General features: G+C 65.2%; 22 protein-coding genes. 11 read left to right on the top strand and 11 right to left on the bottom strand.

Translation table 11 applies throughout. The features are described from left to right. The first annotated feature begins 14 nt into the window (after positions 1-14). On the top strand, positions 15-1007 hold the full coding sequence (dusA, locus tag VGC77_RS02530; RefSeq protein ID WP_331169985.1) for a tRNA dihydrouridine(20/20a) synthase DusA: 993 nt from the start codon (positions 15-17) through the stop codon (positions 1005-1007). Positions 1008-1134: 127 nt separating this feature from the next. On the opposite strand, the gene VGC77_RS02525 is transcribed toward dusA, so the two are convergent. The 4 genes from VGC77_RS02525 to VGC77_RS02510 form a co-directional block, all read right to left on the bottom strand. Then, positions 1135-1647, bottom strand: a complete 513-nt coding sequence (locus VGC77_RS02525; protein WP_331169984.1) for a TIGR02281 family clan AA aspartic protease — start codon at positions 1645-1647, stop codon at positions 1135-1137. Positions 1648-1657: 10 nt separating this feature from the next. After that, positions 1658-1882, bottom strand: coding sequence for a DUF1289 domain-containing protein (locus tag VGC77_RS02520; protein ID WP_331169983.1), 225 nt, complete (start codon positions 1880-1882; stop codon positions 1658-1660). A 40-nt stretch (positions 1883-1922) separates the two neighbouring features. Beyond that, positions 1923-3524 carry a HAMP domain-containing sensor histidine kinase gene (locus VGC77_RS02515; RefSeq protein WP_331169982.1) on the bottom strand — a complete coding sequence of 534 codons (1602 nt, stop codon included), beginning with the start codon at positions 3522-3524 and terminating at the stop codon, positions 1923-1925. A gap of 334 nt (positions 3525-3858) precedes the next feature. Further along, positions 3859-4728: an NAD(P)-dependent oxidoreductase gene (locus VGC77_RS02510; protein WP_331169981.1), complete on the bottom strand. Its 870-nt coding sequence runs from the start codon at positions 4726-4728 to the stop codon at positions 3859-3861. 351 nt (positions 4729-5079) lie between these two features. On the opposite strand from VGC77_RS02510, the gene apbC reads away from it, so the two are divergent. Together apbC and VGC77_RS02500 are read left to right on the top strand one after the other, a co-directional pair. Beyond that, positions 5080-6201 (top strand): iron-sulfur cluster carrier protein ApbC, encoded by a 1122-nt coding sequence (gene apbC, locus VGC77_RS02505; protein WP_331169980.1) that lies wholly within the window; start codon positions 5080-5082, stop codon positions 6199-6201. 198 nt (positions 6202-6399) lie between these two features. Next, a complete protein-coding gene (locus VGC77_RS02500; protein WP_331169979.1) occupies positions 6400-7488 on the top strand; it encodes a TRAP transporter substrate-binding protein in 1089 nt (362 codons plus the stop codon). Between the two features lie 95 nt (positions 7489-7583). On the opposite strand, the gene VGC77_RS02495 is transcribed toward VGC77_RS02500, so the two are convergent. Further along, positions 7584-8768 (bottom strand): TCR/Tet family MFS transporter, encoded by a 1185-nt coding sequence (locus tag VGC77_RS02495; RefSeq protein ID WP_331169978.1) that lies wholly within the window; start codon positions 8766-8768, stop codon positions 7584-7586. A gap of 176 nt (positions 8769-8944) precedes the next feature. On the opposite strand from VGC77_RS02495, the gene VGC77_RS02490 reads away from it, so the two are divergent. Then, entirely contained in the window at positions 8945-9583 is a 639-nt protein-coding gene (locus VGC77_RS02490; RefSeq protein ID WP_331169977.1) for a helix-turn-helix domain-containing protein, read from the top strand. Between the two features lie 453 nt (positions 9584-10036). Here the strand turns inward: VGC77_RS02490 and VGC77_RS02485 are convergent, their stop codons facing one another. The 5 genes from VGC77_RS02485 to gph all read right to left on the bottom strand — a co-directional run bounded on the left by VGC77_RS02485 (position 10037) and on the right by gph (position 15079). Further along, on the bottom strand, positions 10037-11875 hold the full coding sequence (locus VGC77_RS02485) for a TRAP transporter large permease subunit (protein WP_331169976.1): 1839 nt from the start codon (positions 11873-11875) through the stop codon (positions 10037-10039). A 34-nt stretch (positions 11876-11909) separates the two neighbouring features. Continuing rightward, positions 11910-12506: a TRAP transporter small permease subunit gene (locus tag VGC77_RS02480; RefSeq protein ID WP_331169975.1), complete on the bottom strand. Its 597-nt coding sequence runs from the start codon at positions 12504-12506 to the stop codon at positions 11910-11912. Positions 12507-12659: 153 nt separating this feature from the next. Further along, the gene (gene moaA / locus VGC77_RS02475) at positions 12660-13694 is read right to left on the bottom strand and encodes a GTP 3',8-cyclase MoaA (protein ID WP_331169974.1); all 1035 of its coding nucleotides are present in this window, start codon (positions 13692-13694) and stop codon (positions 12660-12662) included. A 107-nt stretch (positions 13695-13801) separates the two neighbouring features. Then, positions 13802-14245 carry a hypothetical protein gene (locus VGC77_RS02470; protein ID WP_331169973.1) on the bottom strand — a complete coding sequence of 148 codons (444 nt, stop codon included), beginning with the start codon at positions 14243-14245 and terminating at the stop codon, positions 13802-13804. 147 nt (positions 14246-14392) lie between these two features. Then, complete coding sequence (gene gph, locus VGC77_RS02465; protein WP_331169972.1) at positions 14393-15079, bottom strand: phosphoglycolate phosphatase; 687 nt, start codon at positions 15077-15079, stop codon at positions 14393-14395. Between the two features lie 141 nt (positions 15080-15220). Between gph and rpiA the strand changes: the two genes are divergently transcribed. From rpiA to gor, 3 genes are read left to right on the top strand one after another with little or no spacing between them, the layout of a single operon-like run. Next, positions 15221-15919 carry a ribose-5-phosphate isomerase RpiA gene (gene rpiA, locus VGC77_RS02460; RefSeq protein ID WP_331170074.1) on the top strand — a complete coding sequence of 233 codons (699 nt, stop codon included), beginning with the start codon at positions 15221-15223 and terminating at the stop codon, positions 15917-15919. A gap of 24 nt (positions 15920-15943) precedes the next feature. After that, entirely contained in the window at positions 15944-16459 is a 516-nt protein-coding gene (locus VGC77_RS02455; protein ID WP_331169971.1) for a DUF2059 domain-containing protein, read from the top strand. 49 nt (positions 16460-16508) lie between these two features. Continuing rightward, entirely contained in the window at positions 16509-17894 is a 1386-nt protein-coding gene (gene gor, locus VGC77_RS02450; protein WP_331169970.1) for a glutathione-disulfide reductase, read from the top strand. 188 nt (positions 17895-18082) lie between these two features. Here the strand turns inward: gor and VGC77_RS02445 are convergent, their stop codons facing one another. Continuing rightward, positions 18083-18982, bottom strand: a complete 900-nt coding sequence (locus tag VGC77_RS02445) for an alpha/beta fold hydrolase (RefSeq protein WP_331169969.1) — start codon at positions 18980-18982, stop codon at positions 18083-18085. A gap of 178 nt (positions 18983-19160) precedes the next feature. Here VGC77_RS02445 and VGC77_RS02440 point away from each other — a divergent pair, with 178 nt between their 5' ends. From VGC77_RS02440 to VGC77_RS02425, 4 genes are all read left to right on the top strand, one after another. After that, on the top strand, positions 19161-20549 hold the full coding sequence (locus VGC77_RS02440) for a class II 3-deoxy-7-phosphoheptulonate synthase (RefSeq protein WP_331169968.1): 1389 nt from the start codon (positions 19161-19163) through the stop codon (positions 20547-20549). Between the two features lies 1 nt (position 20550). Next, the gene (locus VGC77_RS02435; RefSeq protein ID WP_331169967.1) at positions 20551-20904 is read left to right on the top strand and encodes a diacylglycerol kinase; all 354 of its coding nucleotides are present in this window, start codon (positions 20551-20553) and stop codon (positions 20902-20904) included. 42 nt (positions 20905-20946) lie between these two features. Beyond that, positions 20947-22692: an NAD+ synthase gene (locus tag VGC77_RS02430; protein ID WP_331169966.1), complete on the top strand. Its 1746-nt coding sequence runs from the start codon at positions 20947-20949 to the stop codon at positions 22690-22692. 60 nt (positions 22693-22752) lie between these two features. Continuing rightward, positions 22753-23273: AI-2E family transporter (locus tag VGC77_RS02425; protein ID WP_331169965.1), on the top strand; the 521-nt coding region annotated here is incomplete at its 3' end.

Genomic DNA, 23273 nt, shown 5'->3' with positions numbered 1-23273 from the left:
ATGCCTCAAAGATAATGCCGCCTGATCAATTACATAGGTTCTCTGTCGCCCCGATGATGGACTGGACCGACCGGCACTGCCGGGTGTTCCACCGGCTGTTGTCGCGCCGCGCGCGGCTTTACAGCGAGATGCTGACCACCGGCGCGGTGATCCATGGCGATCGCAACCGGCTGCTCGGCTTCGATCCCTGCGAGCACCCGCTGGCGCTGCAGCTCGGCGGCTCGGATCCGGCAGACCTCGCGCGCGCGGCGAAGATCGGCGAGGATTTCGGCTATGACGAAATCAACCTCAACGTCGGTTGTCCGTCGGATCGGGTGAAGGACGGCCGGTTCGGCGCCTGCCTGATGGCGGAGCCCGCGCTGGTCGCCGAGGGCGTCGCGGCGATGAAGCGCGCGGTCGGCGTTCCGGTCACGGTGAAGTGCCGCATCGGCATCGACGACCAGGACCCCGAGGTCGCACTGGATACTTTGGCGCGCGCGGTGGTCGAGGCCGGCGCCGACCTGCTGATCGTGCACGCGCGAAAGGCCTGGCTGAACGGCTTGTCGCCGAAGGAAAACCGCGACGTGCCGCCGCTCGACTACGACCGGGTGTATCGGCTGAAGGCGTCGCTGCCCGGCGTGCCGATCGTGATCAATGGCGGCATCGCGGGCGTCGACGAAGCCAAGCCGCATCTTTCGCATGTCGACGGCGTGATGCTCGGCCGCGCCGCCTATCAGGAGCCGTGGCGGCTGTTGGCGGTCGATCCGGAGCTGTTCGGCGAGCCGGCGCCGTTCGCCAGCATGTCGGCGGCGCTGCAGGCGATGATGCCCTATATCGAAGCGCAGCTCGCGCAAGGCACCCGGCTGCATTCGATCACCCGGCATTTCGTCGGCGCCTATCACGGCGTGCCCGGCGCGCGCGCGTTCCGCCGCCATCTCGCCGAGCAGGGCGTCAGGCCCGATGCCGGCATCGCGGTGCTGCGCGAGGCGATCGCCCGGATCGAGGACCGCGCCGTGGAAGCGGCGTGAGCTGGCAGCCCAACCGGAATTCCGCCGCGGGAGCTTGAGTAAGAATCGTCCCACTCGATCACTGCCTCACCTCTCCCCGCAAGCGGGGCGAGGGGACGCGCGTTGCGATTTCGGCGAGCGCGTTTTGCTACGGATAGCCGTGCAGCATTAGCCGGTCGGCACGGACTTCCCAGCGCTCCAGCCGATCGAGAAAGCTCATGCCGAGCAGGTTGGTCTTCATCTGGCCGCGCGGCACCACCAAAGCGGGCACCGAGCGCTCCACCAGCTTGCCGATCGCCAGGCTGTCGAGCGACAGCCGCGCCGCTTTGGTGTGGCCGCCGGCGGTGGCGACGTCGACATTGAAGTCGAGCATTTCCAGCGGTAGGCCGGCGGCCTTCGCGGTCTCGTAGGTCAGCACCACGGAGGTCGCGCCGGTGTCGATCACCATCGGCGTCGAGACGCCGTTGACCTTGGCGCGCAGCACGAAGTCGCCGGATTGACCGCGATCGATCTGCACGATGCGCGGCCGCGGCGTGGCGCGCTGATGCAGCATATGCGACACCACGTCGCCGGCCGAGGCGATCCGGTCGGGATCGCCATACGCCACCACCGCGCCGGCGGTCGCCACCAGCACCATCACCACAAGCAGAATGCGGCTCACCTCGCACCTATCATCGGTTGGTTTCCGTCGTCGGCGGTTCTGGTTCGGCGGCCGGCTGCGGTCGCAGCCCGGCCTCGATCAGGCGGTCCGGCAGCTGCGCCATGATGGCGCGCCTCGCCTCGCCGGGCAGATGACGCCAGTCGGTGATCTCCGACACCGTGCGTCCGCAGCCGATGCACAGCGCGCTGTCGGGATCGATGATGCACACGTCGATGCAAGGCGAGGTTCTACTCATGGGATGACATGCTGCGATGGGGACCTGGCGTGAAACCGGATCACAGTCCGGTTCCTGCGCTCATGATCGGCTTGTTGCGAACCCGGCGGTTTTCGTCGGCCAGATTGACGTCGTAGGACGGCTGCAGCGGCGGCGCCTCGTCGGCCATCGGCGCCAAGGCCGACATCACCCGTTCCGGCTGGAAGGTGACGATCACTTCGGTGCCGATCCGCAATTTGGATTTCAGCGTGAAGGTGCCGCCATGCATGTCGATCAGGCTCTTGGCGATCGGCAGGCCGAGGCCGGCGCCCTGTTCGGCGGATTTGATCGAGTTGGAGCCCTGGCCGAACGACGCCAGCACGATCGGAATCTCATCCTCGGCGATGCCCGAGCCGGTGTCCTTGACGCTGAGATATTGTCCGCCGGAGGCGGTCCAGCCGACCTTCAGCCAGATCTCGCCGCCCTGCGGGGTGAACTTGATGGCATTCGACAACAGGTTGAGCACGATCTGCCGCGCCGCGCGCTCGTCGCCCCAGATCCGCGGCATGCCCTGCTCGAACACCTCGTGGATGGTGATGCCGCGGCTGGAGGCGCGCAGCTTCAACAAATGATGGCAATCGGCGACGACGTGGACCAGCGACACCGCTTCCTCGTTGAGCTCGTAGCGTCCGGCCTCGATCCGCGACAAATCGAGAATCTCGTTGATCAGGTTCAAAAGGTGCACGCCGGAATTATGGATGTCGGCAGAGTAGTCCTTGTACACCGCCACCGCATGGGCGCCGAAGATCTCGCTCTTCATCACTTCGGAGAAGCCGAGGATGGCGTTCAGCGGGGTGCGCAATTCGTGGCTCATCTGCGCCAGGAACCGGGATTTCGCGACGTTGGCGGCTTCGGCGCGATGCCGCGCCTCGTCGGAGATCGCCTTGGCTTGTTCGAGCTCGCCGATCAGCGCGTCCTTTTCGGCGCGGGCTTCCAGCGTCGCCAGCGTGGTGGAATGCAGCCGGTGCGCTAGCAGGGCGAAATAACCTTCGGCGGCCACCGTCAACAGCGCGAGAATGTAATTGTCGAAGCTCCCGCTCATGAGGAAGTTGACCGCGATCGCCGCGGTCACCGGCGCGGTCGCCGCCAAGGCCGCGATCGGCAGGTTGGCGGCCAGCATGCTGGACACCGCCACCACCAGCAGCATCAGGAACATCAACAGCGTATTGGACACCACTTCGACGCCGGGCGGGTGAATCAGGATCGCGGTCCAGCACACGCCGTACAACAGATCGAGCAGCACGAAGCGGGTGCGCCAGATGCGGGTTCGCGCCGGCGTTTGCGGCTCGTCGAGGAAGCGGCCGCAAATGCGGATCATCACCGCATGGACGCACAGCATCCCGCAGGTCCAGGCCGCGGCCGACAACGGCTGGATCCAGATCCCGAACAACGCCCCGGTGGCCACCACCAGCAGGATCACCACCACTGACGCCGATTGCCGCATCTGGGCGTATTGCCGCAGCAGCTCGTGATCGAACGCCGGGCGGGTGCCGCTGGTCGAGGTCAGCCGATCGCGGGCCTCACGGACCCGCTGCGCCGCAGCGCGTCGATTGCGCGCCGGCGTCACGATCGGTGCTTCAGCCGGAAGCTGAACCACCTCAGGCCTATCGGCGGGGATACTCATCGACCAACACAAATCCAGCGCAGAGACGCGCGCGGTTATCTTCGGTTATTTTTCGTCAGAAATCGTTAAGAGTAACCTTAGAGGGGAAGCCAATCGGGTTAACAAATGGCTAATCGCCGCCGGTTTGTCGCCGCCGTGGCCGCCGTGCATCAGCGCCGCGCGAGACGGTTTATTGTCAATTGCGAGCCGAGGTCGGCGCGGTGCGCCGGCCGAACAGCGAAGCAATCCAGGGGCATCGTCGGAGCCCTGGATTGCTTCGTCGCAAGAGTCCCCTCGCAATGGCGACCTCGATCGCCTGAATTCGTGCATCGCGCCTTGAGTGCTCGGGAGACGATCAGCGCTCCAGCCGCGCCAACAGGCTCGACGTATCCCAGCGCTTTCCGCCGAGTTTCTCGACCTCGGCGTAGAACGCGTCGACCAGCGCCGTCACCGGCAGGCTGGCGCCGTTGCGGCGCGCCTCGCTGAGGCAGATCGAAAGATCCTTGCGCATCCATTCCACCGCGAAGCCGAAATCGAATTTGCCTTCGGCCATGGTCTTGTGGCGGTTCTCCATCTGCCAGGACTGCGCCGCGCCCTTGGAGATGGTGTCGATCACGGCATTGACGTCGAGCCCGGCCTTCTTGGCGAAGTGGATGCCCTCCGACAGCCCCTCGACCAGCCCGGCGATGCAGATCTGGTTGACCATCTTGGTGAGCTGGCCGGAGCCCGCCGGGCCCATCAGCTTGCACATCCGCGCATAGGCGGCGATCACCGGCTCGGCCGCGGCATAAGCCTCGATGCCGCCGCCGCACATCACCGTCAGCACGCCGTTCTCGGCGCCGGCCTGGCCGCCCGACACCGGCGCATCGACGAAGGCGAAGCCGTGCTTGCTTGCCTCGGCGTTGAGCTCGCGGGCGACCTCGGCGGAGGCGGTGGTGTGGTCGACGAAGATCGCGCCGGGCTTCAGGCCGGCGAAGGCGCCGTCGGCGCCGATCGTGACGCTGCGCAGGTCGTCGTCATTGCCGACGCAAGCCATCACGAAATCCTGACCCTGCGCGGCCTCGCGCGGCGTGGCCGCGGTGCGGCCGCCGAATTTCTCCGCCCAGGCTTTGGCCTTCGCGGCGGTGCGGTTGAACACCGTGACCTCGTGGCCGCCCTTGGCGACCAGATGCCCCGCCATGGGAAAGCCCATGACGCCGAGACCGAGAAAAGCGACTTTGGCCATGTCTTCAATCCTGAGTTTGCTCGGCGCGCGCCACGCCGAAATTGCGAAGGGAGTGTGGTTGCGGGAGAGGGCGAGGAGGCGAGGCGGTAGCATAAACGGCGACGTCGTCGCGGCAAGCCCGCCGCCCGGAGGAATCCGCCGGAACCGGCGCGATGGGCGTCTTGTCTTGCGACCTTTTCGGCCTAAAAGGACATCTCGCGGCGCGAGCCTGAACTGCAACCAGCAGATTTCCTTGTGCCACAGCAACGAGCCGGGCCGCGTCTGGCGGCAACAGCTGTGCACCGTTGCGAAGACCGCGCCGTCGCGGATGGCGAACTTCGGATTCGGGAGCAGCGGTGACAGGAGAGTCCTTTGAGCGTGACGCAGCAGCAAATTGTTGATTGTCTGGCGAAGCTGGCCTCGCCGCGCGGCGTCGCTTTGACCAAGGCCGATGTGTTGTCGGAGATCTCGATCGTCGACGGCAAGGTGTATTTCGCCATCAATGTCGAGGCCAGCGAGGTGCGGGCCTGGGAGGCCGTTCGCGGCCAGGCGGAAGCCGCGGTGAAGGCGCTCCCCGGCGTCAAGGCGGCGATGATCGCGCTCACCGCCGAGCGCAAGCCGGGATCTGCGCCGGCGGCGCCACGGCCCGGCGTGGCGCCGAACGCGGCGCATCGGCCGCCGGCGGGGCCGGGTCCGGCCTCGCCGATGTCGAAGCAGGCGGAGATCGCCGGCGTCACCTCGATCATCGCGGTCGCGTCGGGCAAGGGCGGTGTCGGCAAATCCACCACCGCGCTCAATCTGGCGCTCGGGCTGCGCGACCTCGGGCTCAAGGTCGGGCTGCTCGACGCCGACATCTACGGTCCCTCGGTTCCCAAGCTGACCGGGATCAACGAACGGCCGCAACTCGACGACGCCCGCAAGATGATTCCGATCGAGCGGTTCGGCCTTTCGATCATGTCGATCGGTTTTCTGGTCGAGCAAGACAGCGCGATGATCTGGCGAGGGCCGATGGTGATGTCGGCGATCACCCAGATGCTGCGCGACGTCGCCTGGGGCACGCTCGACGTGCTGGTGGTCGACATGCCGCCCGGCACCGGCGACGCGCAATTGACGCTGGCGCAGAACGTGCCGCTGAAGGGCGCGGTGATCGTCTCGACGCCGCAGGATCTGGCGCTGATCGACGCGCGGCGCGGGCTGGCGATGTTCAGCAAGGTCGGCGTGCCGGTGCTCGGCATCGTCGAGAACATGAGCTACTTCCAATGCCCGCAATGCGGCACGCGCTCCGATATCTTCGGCCATGGCGGCGCCAAGCACGAGGCCGAGCGGCTCGGCGTTCCGTTCCTCGGCGAGGTGCCGCTGCATATGTCGATCCGCAGCAACTCCGACGCCGGCACCCCGGTGGTGGTGAGCGAGCCGACCGGCGTGCACGCCGCGATCTACCGCGCGATCGCCGGCCAAGTCCGGGATCAGCTTCACGCCGTGGTCGCCGGCTGAGTTATTCCGCACTGCAGTTGCGGCTGCATTCGACTTTGGTTGCATGCTGCGGCCCGGCGGCGTCGCGGCGTTTTCCCGCAGCCGGACATCGTGGTACAGACCACTCACCAGAGCGTCGTCGGCGTGGTGATTGGCCTCGCCGTCGTACACTGCTGAAGGGAAAATTCCGGGAAACGCCGGCAACAAGGAGATGGCTTGATGAAACGTCGTGACTTTTTGAAAGTGTCCGCAACCGGCGCTGCGGTGGCCGCGGTGGCGTCGCCGGCGATTGCGCAGTCGTCGCCGGAAATCAAGTGGCGGCTGACCTCGAGCTTCCCGAAATCGCTCGATACCATCTATGGCGGCGCGGAATATCTCGCCAAGCAAGTCGCCGAGATGACCGACAACAAGTTCCAGATCCAGGTGTTCGCGGCCGGCGAAATCGTCCCCGGCCTGCAGGCGCTCGACGCCACCTCGAACAACACCGTCGAGATGAGTCACACCGTCTCCTACTACTATGTCGGCAAGGACCCGACCTTCGCGGTCTATGCCTCGGTGCCGTTCGGCCTCAACGCGCGGCAGCAGAATTCCTGGTGGTATCAGGGCGGCGGCATGGAGCTCGGCAACGAGTTCTACAAGAAATACGGCCTGATCGGCTTTCCCTGCGGCAACACCGGGACCCAGATGGGCGGCTGGTTCCGCAAGGAGATCAAGACGGTGGCCGATCTGTCGGGCCTCAAATTCCGCATCGGCGGCATCGCCGGCCAGGTGCTGCAGAAGCTCGGCGTGGTGCCGCAGCAGATCGCCGGCGGCGATATCTATCCGGCGCTGGAAAAAGGCACCATCGACGCCGCCGAATGGGTCGGCCCCTATGACGACGAAAAGCTCGGCTTCCAGAAGGTCGCGAAGTACTACTACTATCCGGGGTTCTGGGAAGGCGGCCCGACCGTGCACGCCTTCGCCAATCTGGAAAAATTCAACTCGCTGCCGAAGAGCTATCAGTCGGTGCTGGCCAACGCGGCGCAGGCCACCAACAGCTGGATGGCGGCGCGCTACGACATGCAGAACCCGCCGGCGCTGAAGCGGCTGGTGGCCGGCGGCACCCAGTTGCGGCCGTTCTCCAACGAGGTGCTGGACGCCTGCCTGAAGGCGACCAATGAGTTGTGGGCCGAAATCTCCGCCAAGAACGCCGACTTCAAGAAGGCGATCGAAGCGATGCAGGCCTACCGCTCCGATCAGTATCTGTGGTGGCAGGTCGCCGAATACACCTTCGACAGCTTCATGATCCGCTCGCGCACCCGCGGCTGATCAGCGCCGCATCACCGACGACGAACGCCCGGCCGCAAGGTCGGGCGTTTTTTGCGACCGCCGCAGCGCAGCGCGGAACGGGGCACGAATAACCGTCATGTCGCGGCGCGGGCGGTGTGGGTGCCGAGCAAGACCAGCGGCACCGCGATGGCATAGATCACCACCACCGAGAGCCAGATCGCGCCGGGCCAGTCGCTCTGCACGGCGAAGTAGAATGTCGAGAAGGCGAGCGGCGCGACGATGGAAGCCAGGCTGACCGCCGAGGCCAACACGCCTTGCAACTGACCTTGACGGTCCGCATCCACCTGTCGCGTGGCCAGGGCTTGAAACGCCGCCGTGCCGATACCGGCGAGCGCGAACACCGGCATGATGACGAACACCATCCAGCCCTGGTTGGCGAAGGCCAGCGCGACAAGAGCGACGCAGGCGCAGCCGATTCCGACGATCACCGCGCTGCGCTCGCCGAGCAGTCGGGTGGCCGGGCCGGGCAGGAACGCCTGCACCAGGGTCTGGCAGAGGCCGAAGGTGCCGAGCGAAAGCCCGATCCACATTCCGTTCCATTGGAACGTGTCAAACCCCCACAGCGCCCAGCAGGTGCCGTAGGCCTCGCCGGTGGCGCTCAGGATGAAATATACCGCGACGATGGGCAGAAGGCCTTTCATCGAGAACACCCAACGCAGCGGTCGCAGCGGGTTGAGGGCCGCCGGATCGATGCTCTGGCGGGCCGGCGTGCGCGACTCCGGCAGGACCAGCAAGGCCAGCAGCAGATTGCCGGCGTTCAGCACCGCGGCGGCGATGAACGGCAGCCGCAGCCAGGTATCGCCGAGCAGGCCGCCGAGAACCGGCCCGACGATGAAGCCGATGCCGAACATGGCGTTGGACAGGCCGAACCGGCGGGCGCGCTGGTCTTCCGAAGAAATGTCGGTGATGTAAGCCATGGCCACCGAGACATTGGCGCTGGTCAGGCCGGCGATGGCGCGGCCGAGCAGCAGCATCCAGAGCTGCGGCGCGAACGCCAGGACAACATAATTGATTGCCGCTCCCGCGAGCGAAATCAGCAGCACCGGACGCCTGCCGAGGTTGTCGCTCAACGCGCCGAGCACCGGCGCGAAGATGAACTGCATCACCGCATAGAGCGCGGTCATCACTCCGATATAAGGTGCAATGTTCTGGCTCTGCGTCACTTCAGCAAGGAGGCGCGGCAGAATAGGGAACACCAGGCCGATGCCGGCGGCGTCGAGGCAAAGCGCGGCGAAGATAACGACCAGGGGTCTGTTCATCGCGCAGCTGCCAAGCGAGCCGCCGGCAAGCCGCGGGCGCCGCCCCTGGTCGGCGCCGGGATGGCCGGGGTTTCGGCTGCGCCCATCCCATCATCGGCTTGATTCCGCGTTTGAATTTTCATATACTGAATTCCAATATATACTCAGTATAGTTTAACTAGGGCATCGTGGGCTGCATGTCAATTCCAACTGATCGTCGGGCTCGGAAGCGCGCCGTCACGCGACAAGGCATCTCCGACGCCGCCACCCGGCTGTTCATTGCGCGGGGCTTCGATCAGGTGACGGTGGATGACATCGCGGCCGCCGCCGACGTTGGACGGATGACGGTGTTCAATCACTTCCCCCGCAAGGAGGACATGTTCTTCGATCGCGACGCAGAGGCGCGCGAGATGCTGCGCGACGCCTTGCGGCAGCGCGAGCCCGGCGTCGCTCCGATCGAGGCCTATCGTCTGCTCGCGCATCGGCTGATCGCCGAACAAAGCCCCGCCGTCGCATTTTCCGCCAGGAGCCAAGGCTTCATCGCGGCGGTCGAGGCCAGCGAAACCTTGAAGGCGCGGGCCAGGGCGATCCGCGACGAACTCGCTCACGTCGTCGCGCTGGCGCTCGCCGAATGCGTCGGACGCGACCCCGCCGATCCCGACGCGCATCTGGCAGCCGGCCTGCTGTTGGCGACGTGGACGGTGGCTTTCATCGAGGCGCATCGCACCTTTCGGCAGACCCGCGAGACAGCGCGGGCGAACGCTACCTTTCTCGCCTTGATCGATAAGGCAACCCACGGTGTTAAAGCGGCGATGGCAGGCTCGCCCTACGCCTGAGCGATTGCGCCCGACGCTGCTGCGCGCGGTCTTTCTTGATAGTTGGGCCAGCGCGCTGCAGGTGTGGGGAAGTCTACGCCTCAGCCCCCGGCGCGTCATCCTGAGGCGCCTGATCTGTGCGCGTCGCGCGCAGATCAGGCCTCGAAGGATGAGCCACGCATTCGGTCATCCTTCGAGGCCGCTGCGACGGCGCACGGCGCCGTCGCAGCGGCACCTCAGAGTCCGATTCAAAAAGCGATCAATGAAATCAGGCATTAGCCCCTTCATTGCGAGGAGCTGTTGCGACGAAGCAATCCAGGGCCACGCATGAAGGCGCTGGATTGCTTCGCTGTTCGTTCGGCGCTGCGCGCCGGCCTCGGCTCGCAATGACAAAAACCCTGATTTTTTTCGCTGCTATTTCGGTCAGACTCTCAGGATGACGGGCCGACGACGCGACGAGCCTACGCACGTCCGTTATTTCGACGGTCCGAAATCCAGCGGCGCCTGGTCCATCGGCGGCAGGTCGAATTCGATCTTGGAGGGATCGACATTGGAGGCCGCGCCCTTGTAGTGCATCACCATCGCCGGGAACGCGATCACCAGCCCGACCATGATCAGCTGGATGATCACGAACGGCACCGAGCCCCAATAGATCTGCCCGGTGGTGACCGGCGCCATGCGCTTGCCGCTGACGCGGTCGATGTAGGATTCCTTCGGCGCCACCGAGCGCAGATAGAACAGCGCAAACCCGAACGGCGGATGCATGAACGAGGTCTGCATGTTGACGCCGAGCATCACGCCGAACCAGATCAGATCGATGCCGAGTTTTTCCGCCGCGGGTCCGAGCAGCGGAATCACGATGAAGGCGAGCTCGAAGAAGTCGAGGAAGAACGCCAGGATGAACACGAAGGCGTTGACGAAGATCAGGAAGCCGACCTGGCCGCCGGGCAGCCCGACCAACAGCTCCTCGACCCAGCGATGGCCGTCGACGCCGTAGAAGGTCAGCGAGAACACCCGCGCGCCGACCAGGATGAACACCACGAAGGCGGAGAGTTTTGCGGTGGCCTCAGTCGCCTGCTTGGTCAGATCGAAGGTCAGCCGGCCCTTCATCAGCGCCAGGATCATCGCGCCGGCGGCGCCCATCGCGCCGCCCTCGGTCGGCGTGGCCACCCCGATGAAGATGGTGCCGAGCACCAGGAAGATCAGCCCGAGCGGCGGCACCATCACGAACACCACCTGTTCGGCGAGCTTCGACAGCAGCTTCAACCGCGCCACGTGGTTGAGCAGCGCCAGCACGAACGACAGCGCCACCGTGATCGACATCGTCAGCACCACGTAGTCGGCGCCGGATTTCACGTCGGTGAAGCTCATCGCCACGATCCCCAGCGCAGTGGAGCCGACCACCACCAGGAATAGCGACATCGTCATGGTGCGGATGATGCCGATAAACGGCCGCGTCAGAATTCCGAGCAGAATGACGAACCAGAAGCCCTGCAACACCAGCCGGCCGAGCCCGAATTTGTCGAACGCGGGCTGCGTCCAGTCGAACAGCCCGACATGGACCACGAAGAAATACGCCGCGGCCGCCGCCGACAGTGCCGCCAGCGGCAGGATCAAGGGATGTTTCGCGGTCTCCAATTCGCGCAGCGTCTGCGCTTCCAGCGGCAGCCCGGGCACCGCCTTCGGCGCGACCAGCGAGACGATGAAAATGTAGACCGCGTAAAGCAGCGCCAGCACGATGCCGGGAATGAACGCGCCTTCGTACATGTCGCCGACCGAGCGGCCGAGCTGGTCGGCCATCACGATCAAGACCAGCGACGGCGGGATGATCTGCGCCAGCGTGCCGGAGGCGGCGATCACCCCGGTGGCGACGCGACGGTCGTAGCCGTAGCGCAGCATGATCGGCAGCGAGATCAGCCCCATCGAAATCACCGAGGCGGCGACCACGCCGGTGGTGGCGGCGAGCAATGCGCCGACGAACACCACGGCATAGGCGATGCCGCCGCGAATCGAGCCGAACAATTGCCCGATGGTTTCCAATAGATCCTCGGCCATGCCGGATCGCTCCAGCACCAGCCCCATGAAGGTGAAGAACGGAATCGCCAGCAAGGTGTCGTTGTTCATCACGCCGTAGACGCGCTCTGGCAGCGCCTGCAGGAAGTCGGGGCGGAACAGTCCGAGCTCGATGCCGATGAAGGCGTACAATAGGCCGTTGGCCGCCAGCGAGAACGCCACCGGATAGCCGAGCAGCAGAAACAGCACCAGCGACGCGAACATGATCGGCGCCATGTAGTGAATGAACATCGCAGTCATTCAGATTTGCCTTCCGTTCGATGACCAGGATGGTTCAGTGTTTTTCGCCGGCGATCACGGCGGCCAGCCGTTCGGCTTCCAGTTCGGCGGCGCGGTGCGCGCTGATCGCCGATGCGTTAGAATCCGGGATGATGCCGCGCATCATCGCGGCGCGCTTGATGATCTCGGAGATGCCCTGCAGCAGCAAAAGCACGCAGGCCACCATGATCAGCGACTTCGCCGGCCATTGCGGCAGGCCGCCGGCGCTGAACGATTGTTCGTTCTGGTGCAGCGAGGTGAGGAAGAACGGCACCGACATGTAGAGCAGGATCAGCGTGAACGGCAGCAGGAACAGCACGTGGCCGATCATGTCGATCCAGCCGCGCAGCTTCAGCGGCAGCGAATGATTGATGATGTCGATGCGGATGTGTTCGTTGTTGAGCAACGTCCAGGGCGAGCACAGCAGGAACACCACGCTGAACAACACCCACTGCAATTCCAGGAACGAATTCGACGACACGTCGAAGATCTTGCGGATGATCGCGTTGGTCGCTGAAATCACCACCGCGACCACGATCAGCCAGGACACCCATCGACCGATCAGCGTGTTGAACGCGTCGATCGCCCGGCTCACCCCAAGCAATGCCTGCAATGTGCGACCTCCCGATTTGCCTCCCCGATTGACGGGCGGGAATTGCGAAGCGGAGGCACCATTTCAGCGCGGCTTCTCGCCGTCAATTGGAAATTCGACAATTGAACGCAAGATCAAGCTGTTATGCGGTGGCCAAGGGCGCGGCGGGCTGGCCTAGCCGCCGGTGACGCTCATATGCCGGCTGACGCTGGGCCGGTTGTGCTGGCGATCGATGATGAAGTCGTGACCCTTCGGCTTCAGCCCGATGGCGCGGTCGATCGCTGCGCTGAGCAAGTCGTCGCTCTCCGAGGCGCGCAGCGGCCGGCGCAGGTCCGCGGCATCCTCGTGGCCGAGGCAGGTGTGCAGCGTGCCGGTGCAGGTGACGCGCACGCGGTTGCAGGATTCGCAGAAATTATGCGTCATCGGCGTGATGAAGCCGAGCTTGCCGCCGGTCTCGCTGACCCGGACGTAGCGGGCGGGGCCGCCGCTGTTGTCGTCGAGATCGATCAGCGTGTAGTGGCTGGCGAGCCGGGCGCGCAGCAGCGACAGCGGCACGTATTGGTCGATGCGGCCTTCGCCGATCTCGCCGAGCGGCATCACCTCGATCAAGGTCAGCGCCATGCCGGCGCCATGCGCCCATTCCATCAGCGAGGGAATCTCGTCCTCGTTGACGTTCTTCAGCGCCACCGCGTTGATCTTCACCGCAAGCCCGGCTTTTCGCGCAGCGTCAATGCCTGAGAGCACCTTGCCAAGATCGCCCCAGCGGGTGATGGCGCGAAACTTTGCCGGGTCAAGGGTGTCGAGCGAAACGTTGATGCGGCGGATGCCGCAGTCGGCGAGCTCGGCGGCGTAGCGCTCGAGCTGCGAGCCGTTGGTGGTGAGCGTCAGTTCGTTCAGCGCGCCGGTCTGCAGGTGGCGCGACAGCGATCGCACCAGCGACATCATGTTGCGGCGGACCAGCGGCTCGCCACCAGTTAGCCGCAACTTTTTGACGCCCTTGGCGATGAACGCCGAGCACAGCCGGCCGAGCTCTTCCAGCGTCAGCAGGTCGGCCCGCGGCAGGAAAGTCATGTCCTCGGACATGCAATAGACGCAGCGCAGATCGCAGCGGTCGGTGATCGAGACCCGCAAATAGTTGATCGCGCGGCCGAACGGGTCGGTCATCACCGATCCGCCCGGGGCCGTTGCAGTCCGCGTCGATCCGATCATTGGTTATGCCCTTACGGTCGCCGCCGATCCGGCGCTGCTTGCGTAATGTAGGCACGACCACAGCTGCGCACAATCGCACAGCTATGCTGCGTTGCGGCGCGGAACCGTCAGCGCGCCGGGGCGGCCTCGGGCTGCGGGAACGGCGATTCGGCGGGCGCTGCGGCGGCCGGCTTCGGCTTCCGCTTGCGGACGTTCTTGGCTTTCTTGACCGGCCCCAATGGCTGCAGCTCGGCCACCACCGGGTTGGGATCGATGGTCGTGGTCGGCGGCGAAGCGAAATCGCCGGGCGTCCGGGTCACCGTGACCGGCACCGTCGCGGTCTGGAATTTGGGCAGCGTGAAGGTCACGCTGAAATTCTCGGCGGCCGGCACCTCAACGGAGCAGGGCGTCTTGCAGCTCGGTCCGGCCGAGGTGCGGGCATCCGCGCCTTGCGGGACCGAATCCAGTTGCACGGTCACTGGGGGCGGAGCCGATTTGAAGGCATCCAACGAAAACGACGAACAGCCAGCCAAGCCGAGGCCCGCTGCCGCTATCACAATGACACGACGCATGATTCATCCACTAATTTGCGACTAACAGCCACAGTCCCGAAGTGACCATAGGAGCGTCCCGCGCCCCTGGCAACCGCGCGGAGCAGAACCGTTAATTTTTGGTTAACGACTGTGGCCGAATCGACAACTCGCTGCGCCATCAACGACTTAGTTGTTGGCCTTGACGTCGTTGAGGCTGGCCACCGCGGCCGGAAGGTCGCGCATATGGCCGATCAGCCGATCCGGTTTCAGCTCGGCGATCGGCACGTCGGTATAACCGAACTCCACCCCGATCACCGGGATGCCGGCACGGCGAGCGACCCCGACATCCGGGCCGGCGTCGCCGACCATGATCGCGCCGGACATCTCGGCGCCCGCCTTGGCCACGGTCTGCCGCAGGATCACCGGGTCGGGCTTCGCCACGCCGAACGTATCGCCGCCGCAGATCGCGGCGAATCGCTTTGTCATGTCGAGCTTGTCGAGCAAGAGTTTCGCCAGCCACTCCAGCTTGTTGGTGCACACCGCAAAGCGATAGCCCTCGGCCGCGAGCTGATCCAGCGCCTCATCCAGGCCCTCGAACGGACGCGAGGCGTCGGCGATATGCGCGGCATAATAATCGATGAAGTCGTTGGTCAGCCGGGTGATGTCGGCGGCGCTGGTGATCCGGCCATCGATCTCCAGGCCGCGCTCGATCAGTTTGCGGACCCCGGCGCCGATCATGTTGCGGGCCGCGGGGAACTCGACCGCAGCCATGCCCTCGCGAACCAGCATGTGGTTCAAGGCATTGATGAGGTCGGGGGCGGTATCGACCAACGTGCCGTCGAGATCGAAGACGATGATGCGAGATGATGTCATGTCTTTTCGCTACAGCGCCGGACGCAATTGCGCAACCGTCTCGCCCCGGCCCGGTGAATTCCACCTGTTCGCCCGGCGGAAACGACGCTAGATATGCCCGCCGCGATCGGGCGGCGGGGCGGTCACAGGGGCGAAGGGGCGATGAGCTCGGATCAATTGAAAAGGCAGGCCGCGGCGGCGGCGCTCGAGCACGTCCGCGACGGCATGAAGCTCGGCCTCGGCACCGGCTCGACGGCGAAGCACTTTGTCGAGTTGCTCGGCGAGCGGGTGCGCGCCGGGTTGAAGGTGATCGCGGTGCCGACCTCCGAGGTGACGCGCGCCGATGCGCAGCGTTGCGGCATCGCCCTGACCACGCTCGACGAGGTCGACCGACTCGACCTCACGGTCGATGGCGCCGATGAAATCAACGCCGCGCTGAACCTGATCAAGGGCGGCGGCGGCGCCTTGCTACGCGAGAAGATCGTGGCGGCGGCGTCCGACCGCATGATCGTGATCGCCGACGAGAGCAAGCTGGTCGCCAATCTCGGCCGCTTTCCGCTGCCGGTCGAGGTCAATCCCTTCGGTCTGGCGGCGACGTTGCGCGCGGTCGAAGAGGCCTGCGCCGACTGTGGCGTTTTTGGTCCGATTTCGTTGCGAAAGGGCAGCGACGGCCATGCTTTCGTCACCGATGGGGGGCACTGGATCCTCGACGCCCATTTGGGGCGGATCCCGGATGCTCCCAGCCTGGCCGACTCGCTGAACGCGATCCCGGGCGTCGTCGAGAACGGGTTATTTATTGGTCTGGCAAGCATGGCGGTGCTGGCGGGCCCCAATGGAATCCGCACACTTGAACGGCCTTGAGCGCCGCAATCCTGGAGAATCGGAATGAGATATCTTGTCAACGCGCTGCTTGCAGCCAGCCTTGCCTTCGGCTTGTCGCTGTCGGCCGCCTCCGCTCAGGCGCCAGCGCCGCTGAAGCCGGCCTCGCCGGCGGCGATCGCCGCGGCCAAGGAAATCCTGACGATGAAGAACGTCAGCGCGATGTATGCTGCCGCGGTGCCGAACATCGTGCAGCGCACCAAGGACACCCTGCTGCAGAACAACCTGAACTATCAGAAGGACCTCAACGAGGTTGCGGTGGTGGTGGCGCAGGCGTTGGCCGGCCGCGAGAAGGACATCGGCGAGCAGATGGCGAAGATCTACGCCAGCGATTTCACCGAGCAGGAGCTGAAGGATCTCGTCACTTTCTACAAATCCCCGCTCGGCCAAAAGCTGCTGTCGCAGGAGCCGAAGACCATCTCCGCCAGCATGCAGTACATGAACCAGTGGGCGCAGAGCTTCGCCGAAGAGGTCAACGGCCAGTTTCGCGCCGAGATGCGCAAGCGCGGCAAGGAAATCTAAGGAAATCTAACGGCTCTGAATCGAACCGACTGATCAGGCGCGAGGCGACATGAGCGAGTTCGACGTCGATCTGTTTGTGGTGGGCGGTGGCTCCGGCGGCGTGCGCGCCGCGCGGATCGCCGCCGGCCACGGCGCCCGCGTGATGATCGCCGAGGAATATCGATTCGGCGGCACCTGCGTGATTCGCGGCTGCGTACCGAAGAAGCTGTTGGTCTACGCCTCCCATGTCCGTCACGAGATCGCCGACGCCGCAGGCTTCGGCTGGAGCATCCCGCAGGCCCGCTTCGATTGGCCGACGCTGATCGCCAACAAGGACCGCGAGATCGCCCGGCTGGAAGCGATCTATGCGACCAACGTGGAAAAATCCGGCGCCACGACCGTCAAGACGCGGGCGGTGTTCGAAGATCCGCACACGCTGCGGCTTGCCACCGGCGAGGCGGTGCGAGCCCGCTACGTGCTGATCGCCACCGGCGGCGCGCCGAACCATGGCATGGCGATTCCCGGCATCGAGCACGTCATCTCATCGAACGAAGTGTTCGATCTGCCGGAATTGCCGAAGCGCATCCTGATCCAGGGCGGCGGCTATATCGCTCTGGAATTCGCCTGCATCTTTGCGGGCCTCGGCAGCGACGTCACCGTGATCTATCGCGGCGACAATATTTTGCGCGGCTTTGACGATGATGTCCGTGCCCATGTCCGCGCCGAGATGGAGAAGCAGGGCATTACCATTCTCACCGGCTGCACGGTGACTTCGGTCGACAAGCACGGCGGCGAATACACCTCGCATCTGTCGAACGGCTCCAGCGTCGCCGCCGAGCAGGTGATGTTCGCGATCGGGCGGCATCCCAATGTCGCCAATCTCGGGCTGGAAAAGGCCGGCGTCGCCATCGATCCGGTGATCGGCGGCATCGCCGTCGACGGCTTCTCGCAGACCTCGGTGCCGCATATCTACGCCATCGGCGACGTCACCCACCGCATCAATCTGACGCCGGTGGCGATCCGCGAGGGCCACGCCTTCGCCGACACGGTGTTCGGCAAGCGCCCGGTGCAGGTCGACTACAATGCGATCCCGACCGCGGTGTTTTCGCAGCCGGAGGTCGGCACCGTGGGACTGACCGAGGCGGAAGCGCGCGCGGCCTACACCCATGTCGATATCTACAAGGCGAGCTTCCGGCCGATGAAGGCGACGCTGTCGGGCCGCGACACCCGCGTCTTGATGAAGCTGGTGGTCGATGGCTTAAGCGATCGCGTGTTGGGCTGCCACATCGTCGGCGACGAGGCCGCCGAACTGGTGCAGGTGATCGCCATCGCGGTGAAGATGAAGGCCAGCAAGGCGGATTTCGACGCCACCATGGCGCTGCATCCGACCGCCGCCGAAGAACTCGTCACCATGCGCACGCCGAGCGCGCGCTACGTTCGCGAAGCGGCGCAGTAATTTCAGCCATTTGAGCCGTCATTCCGGGGCGCGAGGCCGATAGGCCGAGCGAACCCGGAATCTCGCGCCACGCACTGTCTTGCCCCCGCAGAACGTGCAGCAAGATTCCGGGTTCGCTTGCAGCTCAATGCTGCTTGCGCCCCGGAATGATGACGCTTCCTTCAGTTGAACGCCTCCTGGAGGCGGCGCTATTCGCTGTCCTGCTCCAGCCATTCCGCCGCGTCGCGCCACAGCGTGTCGCGATGCTCCGGCCGGAAGAAGCCGAAATGCCCGATCTTCGCCACCCCGGCCTCGGCCGGGTGGATGTCGATGATCTGTGGGTTGATCGAGGTGAAGCCTGCGCACAACAGTTCGACCGCCGGCCGCGTCGCCCAGGGATCGTCGGCGATGCACAGCGCCCGCAGCGCGCCATGGTAGAACGGGAAATTCGCCAGCGCGATCAGCCCTTCGTCGTCGAACATGTAGCGTTCGCGCATCACCCAATCGACCCATTGCAGGAACACGCCCTTCGGCAGGTCTTCGCCGAGCCCGGCGCGGCCCGGCGCATAGCCCATCAGATGGGTCAGCGGTACGCCGACCAGATTGAGCATTAGCAGCACCCGGTAGCGCTCCGGCGCCGCCATCAGTTTCCAGGATCCGGCCTGTGCCGCGATCAGCAGCGCCCGCGACACCTCGTCGTTGTTCGGCAACAGCCCGAGCGCCTGGCCGCCGAACGAATGGCCGACATAGCGCAGCGGCATGGTGTCGTAACGCTGCCGCATCCAGGCCACGGCGGCGGCGGCGTCGCGCTCGGCCCAGTCCGCCATCGTCGCCTTGAAGCCGACCAGCGACACCGGCTGGCCGCTGCGCAATGACGGCTGCCGCGAGCCGCCGGTGCCGCGATAGTCGTAGGTCAACACCGCGCTGCCACGCCGCGCCAGGTAACTGGCAAAGCCGCGGTAGATCTTGCGCGGAACCGCGGTGGCGGAATTGATCAGCACCGCGTTCCGCTTGGCGCCGCGCGGCAGATACAGCGTCGCCGCCAGCACAAATCCATCGCTTGCAGGAAAGGTGATGTCGTCGGAAAACACATCGTCGGGCGCGGCCATAACCAAGGCGAATTCCGGAAAGCCTGTTCGCAGGACCCCAGCAAAGGCGAATTCGGCTTTGACCGCAAGGGGTTGTGTTCTGCGCATCAATTCCAACTGGCGGTGGGGCGGAAGCCTGTGTATAAACCGGCCTCCGCCGGGTACCCTAACTCGCGGTTTTTCCTCAGGAGTTGATCTTATGTCCGAGCGGTGGACACTCGACAGTTGGCGCAGCAAGCCGGTGCAGCAGATGCCGGATTATCCCGATGCCAAGGCGCTTGGCGAGGTCGAGGCGCAACTGGCTACGTTTCCGCCGCTGGTTTTTGCAGGTGAGGCGCGCAATCTGAAGAAGGCGCTGGCGCGGGTCTGCGCCGGCGAAGCCTTCCTGTTGCAGGGCGGCGACTGCGCCGAGAGCTTCGCCGAGCACGGCGCCAACAATATCCGGGATTTCTTCCGCGTGCTGCTGCAGATGGCGGTGGTGTTAACCTATGCCGGCGCGCTGCCGGTGGTGAAGGTCGGCCGCATCGCCGGGCAATTCGCCAAGCCGCGCTCGCAGCCGATGGAAAAGCGCGACGGTGTCGAATTGCCGAGCTATCGCGGCGACATCGTCAACGACATCGGCTTCACCGCGCATTCGCGGGTGCCCGATCCGATGCGCCAGCTGATGGCCTATCGGCAGTCGGCGGCGACGCTGAACCTGCTGCGGGCGTTCGCCACCGGCGGCTTCGCCAATCTCGGCAGCGTGCATCAGTGGATGCTGGGTTTCCTGAAGGATTCCCAGCAGTCGCGGCGTTACAAGGAACTGGCCGACCGGATTTCCGACGCGCTGAACTTCATGCGCGCCTGCGGGCTCAATCTGGAGAGCCATCCGGAGCTGCGCGCCACCGACATCTACACGAGCCACGAAGCGCTGCTGCTCGGCTACGAGCAGGCCTTCACCCGGGTGGATTCGACCACCGGCGATTGGTACGCCACCTCCGGCCACATGCTGTGGATCGGCGACCGCACCCGCCAGCTCGACCACGCCCATGTCGAATATTTCCGCGGCATCAAGAACCCGATCGGGCTGAAATGCGGTCCGTCGCTGAAGACCGACGAGTTGCTGAAGCTGATCGACGTGCTCAATCCGGACAACGAGCCCGGCCGCCTGACGCTGATCGGCCGGTTCGGCGCCGACAAGATCGGCGACAGTCTGCCGGCGATGATCCGCGCGGTGCAGCGCGAGGGCCGCAAGGTGGTGTGGTCGTGCGATCCGATGCACGGCAACACCATCACCTCGACCTCGGGCTACAAGACCAGGCCGTTCGACCGCATCCTGTCGGAGGTGAAGTCGTTCTTCACCATCCACGCCGCGGAAGGCACCCACGCCGGCGGCGTGCACCTGGAAATGACCGGGCAGGACGTCACCGAATGCATTGGCGGGGCGCGGGCGATCACCGACGAGGACCTCAACAACCGCTATCACACTGCCTGCGATCCCAGGCTCAACGCCGAGCAGTCGATCGACATGGCGTTCCTGATTGCGGAACTGTTGAAGCAGGGCCGGGTCGGCAAGGCCAGTCCGATGCCGGTGGCGGCGGGACTGTAATGTGCTGCGGTTCTGGCGGGCGACCATCAACACCAAAAATGGCCTCGCCTTCGCGATCCGCTCCGAAGCCGCGATCCGCGAGGAGCTGATCGCGCTGGCGCTGGCGGTGCCGCTGGCGTTTCTGGTCGGCTCCAGCGCGATGCGCCGGGTCGAACTGATCGCGGTGGTGGTACTGGTCCTGGTCGTGGAACTCTTGAACACCGCGATCGAGAAGCTCGCCGACCGGCTCACCACCGAGCACGATCTGCAGATCGGCCGGGTCAAGGACATGGGCTCAGCCGCGGTCGGCGTCGCTTTGGTGATGGCCGGGTTGTTCTGGCTGTTCGCCTTGGCCGAGCGGGCCGGCGTGGTGTAGCCCGACATTGCGCCGCAGCGCGGTCGCGGCTAGATGTTTTTCATGACCGAACCCGCTGAATTCACCGTCACGCTGGCGCAACTGAACCCGACGGTCGGCGACATCGCCGGCAACGTCGCCCTGGCGCGCGCGGCGCGAGCCAAGGCCGCGGCCGAGGCCGCCGCGCTGATCGTGTTTCCCGAATTGTTCATCTCCGGCTATCCGCCGGAAGATCTGGTGCTGAAGCCGGCGTTCCAGGCGGCCTGCCGCGCCGCGGTCGAAGAGTTGGCGCGCGACACCGCCGACGGCGGCCCGGCGATGCTGATCGGCTCGCCCTGGGTCGATGGCGGCCGGCTCTACAATGCCTGCGCGCTGCTCGACGCCGGCGCCATCGCCGCGATCCGCTACAAGGTCAATCTGCCGAATTACGGCGTGTTCGACGAGAAGCGGGTGTTTGCCCGCGGCCCGGTGTCCGGCCCGGTGACGATCCGCGGCGTTCGCGTCGGCGTGCCGATCTGCGAAGACACCTGGATGGAGGAATCCGCCGACTACGAGAACGTCGTCGAGTGCCTGGCCGAGACCGGCGCCGAAATCCTGATCGTGCCGAACGGCTCGCCCTACGCGCGCGGCAAGACCGATCTGCGGCTGTCGGTGCAGGTGGCGCGGGTCACCGAAAGCGATCTGCCGCTGATCTATCTCAACCAGGTCGGCGGCCAGGATGAGCTGGTGTTCGACGGCGCCTCGTTCGCGCTCAACGCTGACCGCACGCTGGCGGCGCAACTGCCGGCGTTCGAACAAAGCCTGACCACGCTGCGCTGGGTCAACCGCGGCGCCGGCTGGCGTTGCGATGGTCCGATCGCCGTGGTGCCGGACGGCGACGCGGCTGACTATGCCGCCTGCGTGCTGGGATTACGCGACTACGTGAACAAGAACGGCTTTCCCGGCGTGCTGCTCGGCATTTCCGGCGGCATCGATTCGGCACTGTGCGCGGCGCTCGCGGTGGATGCGCTGGGTGTGGAGCGGGTGCGCGGGGTGATGCTGCCGTTCCGCTTCACCGCGCAAGTCTCGCTCGACGACGCCGCCAAGCTCGCGGCCGCGCTCGGATTCAAGTACGAAGTGCTGCCGATCGCCCAAGCCGTCAACGGCTTCGAGGAGATTCTCGCCGGCACCTTCAAGGGCTTGCCGCGCGACATCACCGAGGAGAATTTGCAGGCGCGCAGCCGCGGCACGCTGCTGATGGCGATCTCCAACAAGACCGGCGCCATGGTGGTGACCACCGGCAACAAGTCGGAAATGTCGGTCGGCTACGCCACGCTGTATGGCGACATGAACGGCGGCTTCAACCCGATCAAGGACATCTACAAGACCGAGGTGTTCCGGCTCTCCAGCCTGCGCAACGCCTGGAAGCCCGACGGCGCTTTGGGGCCCTCGGGCGAGGTGATCCCGGTCAACATCATCACCAGGCCGCCGACCGCCGAACTGCGTGAAAACCAGACCGACCAGGATTCGCTGCCGCCCTATGACATTCTCGATGGCATTCTGGAGCGGCTGGTGGAGCAGGAACAGCCGCTGGCTTCGATCGTCGCCGCCGGCTTCGATCGCGACACCGTGGTGCGGATCGACCGGTTGCTGAACATCGCCGAATACAAGCGGCGCCAGGCCGCCCCGGGCGTCAAGGTGACGCACAAGAATTTCGGCCGCGACCGCCGCTATCCGATCACCAACCGGTTTCGCGATTCCGGCGAGCCGTTGCGCGAGCCGGACGCCACATTGTTGGCCCGCGCCACCAGCGACGCGTTTGACGGTTGATCGCACGCGGTGTCGCGGCGAGACAAGCCATCGTCGATCGATGACCTGACAGGATTCCGCATGCGACGCTCCATCGAGGACAAGTCCTTCCTGCTGTTGGTGGTCGTGATCTCGCTGGCGTTCGGCTGGATCCTGTGGCCGTTTTACGGCGCCATCCTCTGGGGCGTCGTGATCGCGGTGGTGTTTGCGCCGCTGTCGCGGCGGCTCTCCGCGCTGATGCCGCAGCGGCCGACGCTGGCCGCACTCGCCACGGTGCTGATCATCGTCTTCATCGTCATCCTGCCGCTGACGCTGGTGATCGCCTCCTTGGCGCAGGAAGCCGCCAGCGTGTATGAGAAGATCCAGTCGAAGGATCTCGACCTGGTGCGGTCGTTTCAGGAAGTGCTGAACGTGCTGCCGAGCTGGGCGACCTCGCTGCTGGAGCGCTTTGGCCTCGCCAGCCTCGGCGCGGTGCAGGACAAGCTTTCGGCGGGATTGTTGAAGGGCAGCCAGTTCATCGCCACCCAGGCGCTGAACGTCGGCCAGAGCACCTTCGACTTCGTGCTCGAACTCTTCATCATGATCTGTCTGCTGTTCTTTCT

The sequence above is a fragment of the Rhodopseudomonas sp. genome (genome assembly GCF_036404135.1).
GTDB lineage: Bacteria > Pseudomonadota > Alphaproteobacteria > Rhizobiales > Xanthobacteraceae > Rhodopseudomonas_A.
This window is presented reverse-complemented; position numbering and strand designations above follow the sequence as displayed.

What these genes read in the sequence shown, in the direction of transcription:
- VGC77_RS02430 (WP_331169966.1), top strand. Translation starts at nt 20,947, where the DNA reads ATGACCGAACCCGCTGAATTCACCGTCACGCTGGCGCAACTGAACCCG.
- VGC77_RS02520 (WP_331169983.1), bottom strand. Translation starts at nt 1,882, where the DNA reads ATGAGTAGAACCTCGCCTTGCATCGACGTGTGCATCATCGATCCCGAC.
- VGC77_RS02510 (WP_331169981.1), bottom strand. Translation starts at nt 4,728, where the DNA reads ATGGCCAAAGTCGCTTTTCTCGGTCTCGGCGTCATGGGCTTTCCCATG.
- dusA (WP_331169985.1), top strand. Translation starts at nt 15, where the DNA reads ATGCCGCCTGATCAATTACATAGGTTCTCTGTCGCCCCGATGATGGAC.
- rpiA (WP_331170074.1), top strand. Translation starts at nt 15,221, where the DNA reads ATGAGCTCGGATCAATTGAAAAGGCAGGCCGCGGCGGCGGCGCTCGAG.
- VGC77_RS02445 (WP_331169969.1), bottom strand. Translation starts at nt 18,982, where the DNA reads ATGGCCGCGCCCGACGATGTGTTTTCCGACGACATCACCTTTCCTGCA.
- VGC77_RS02470 (WP_331169973.1), bottom strand. Translation starts at nt 14,245, where the DNA reads ATGCGTCGTGTCATTGTGATAGCGGCAGCGGGCCTCGGCTTGGCTGGC.
- VGC77_RS02495 (WP_331169978.1), bottom strand. Translation starts at nt 8,768, where the DNA reads ATGAACAGACCCCTGGTCGTTATCTTCGCCGCGCTTTGCCTCGACGCC.
- gor (WP_331169970.1), top strand. Translation starts at nt 16,509, where the DNA reads ATGAGCGAGTTCGACGTCGATCTGTTTGTGGTGGGCGGTGGCTCCGGC.
- VGC77_RS02490 (WP_331169977.1), top strand. Translation starts at nt 8,945, where the DNA reads ATGTCAATTCCAACTGATCGTCGGGCTCGGAAGCGCGCCGTCACGCGA.
- gph (WP_331169972.1), bottom strand. Translation starts at nt 15,079, where the DNA reads ATGACATCATCTCGCATCATCGTCTTCGATCTCGACGGCACGTTGGTC.
- moaA (WP_331169974.1), bottom strand. Translation starts at nt 13,694, where the DNA reads ATGATCGGATCGACGCGGACTGCAACGGCCCCGGGCGGATCGGTGATG.
- VGC77_RS02485 (WP_331169976.1), bottom strand. Translation starts at nt 11,875, where the DNA reads ATGACTGCGATGTTCATTCACTACATGGCGCCGATCATGTTCGCGTCG.
- VGC77_RS02455 (WP_331169971.1), top strand. Translation starts at nt 15,944, where the DNA reads ATGAGATATCTTGTCAACGCGCTGCTTGCAGCCAGCCTTGCCTTCGGC.
- VGC77_RS02500 (WP_331169979.1), top strand. Translation starts at nt 6,400, where the DNA reads ATGAAACGTCGTGACTTTTTGAAAGTGTCCGCAACCGGCGCTGCGGTG.
- VGC77_RS02515 (WP_331169982.1), bottom strand. Translation starts at nt 3,524, where the DNA reads ATGAGTATCCCCGCCGATAGGCCTGAGGTGGTTCAGCTTCCGGCTGAA.
- VGC77_RS02440 (WP_331169968.1), top strand. Translation starts at nt 19,161, where the DNA reads ATGTCCGAGCGGTGGACACTCGACAGTTGGCGCAGCAAGCCGGTGCAG.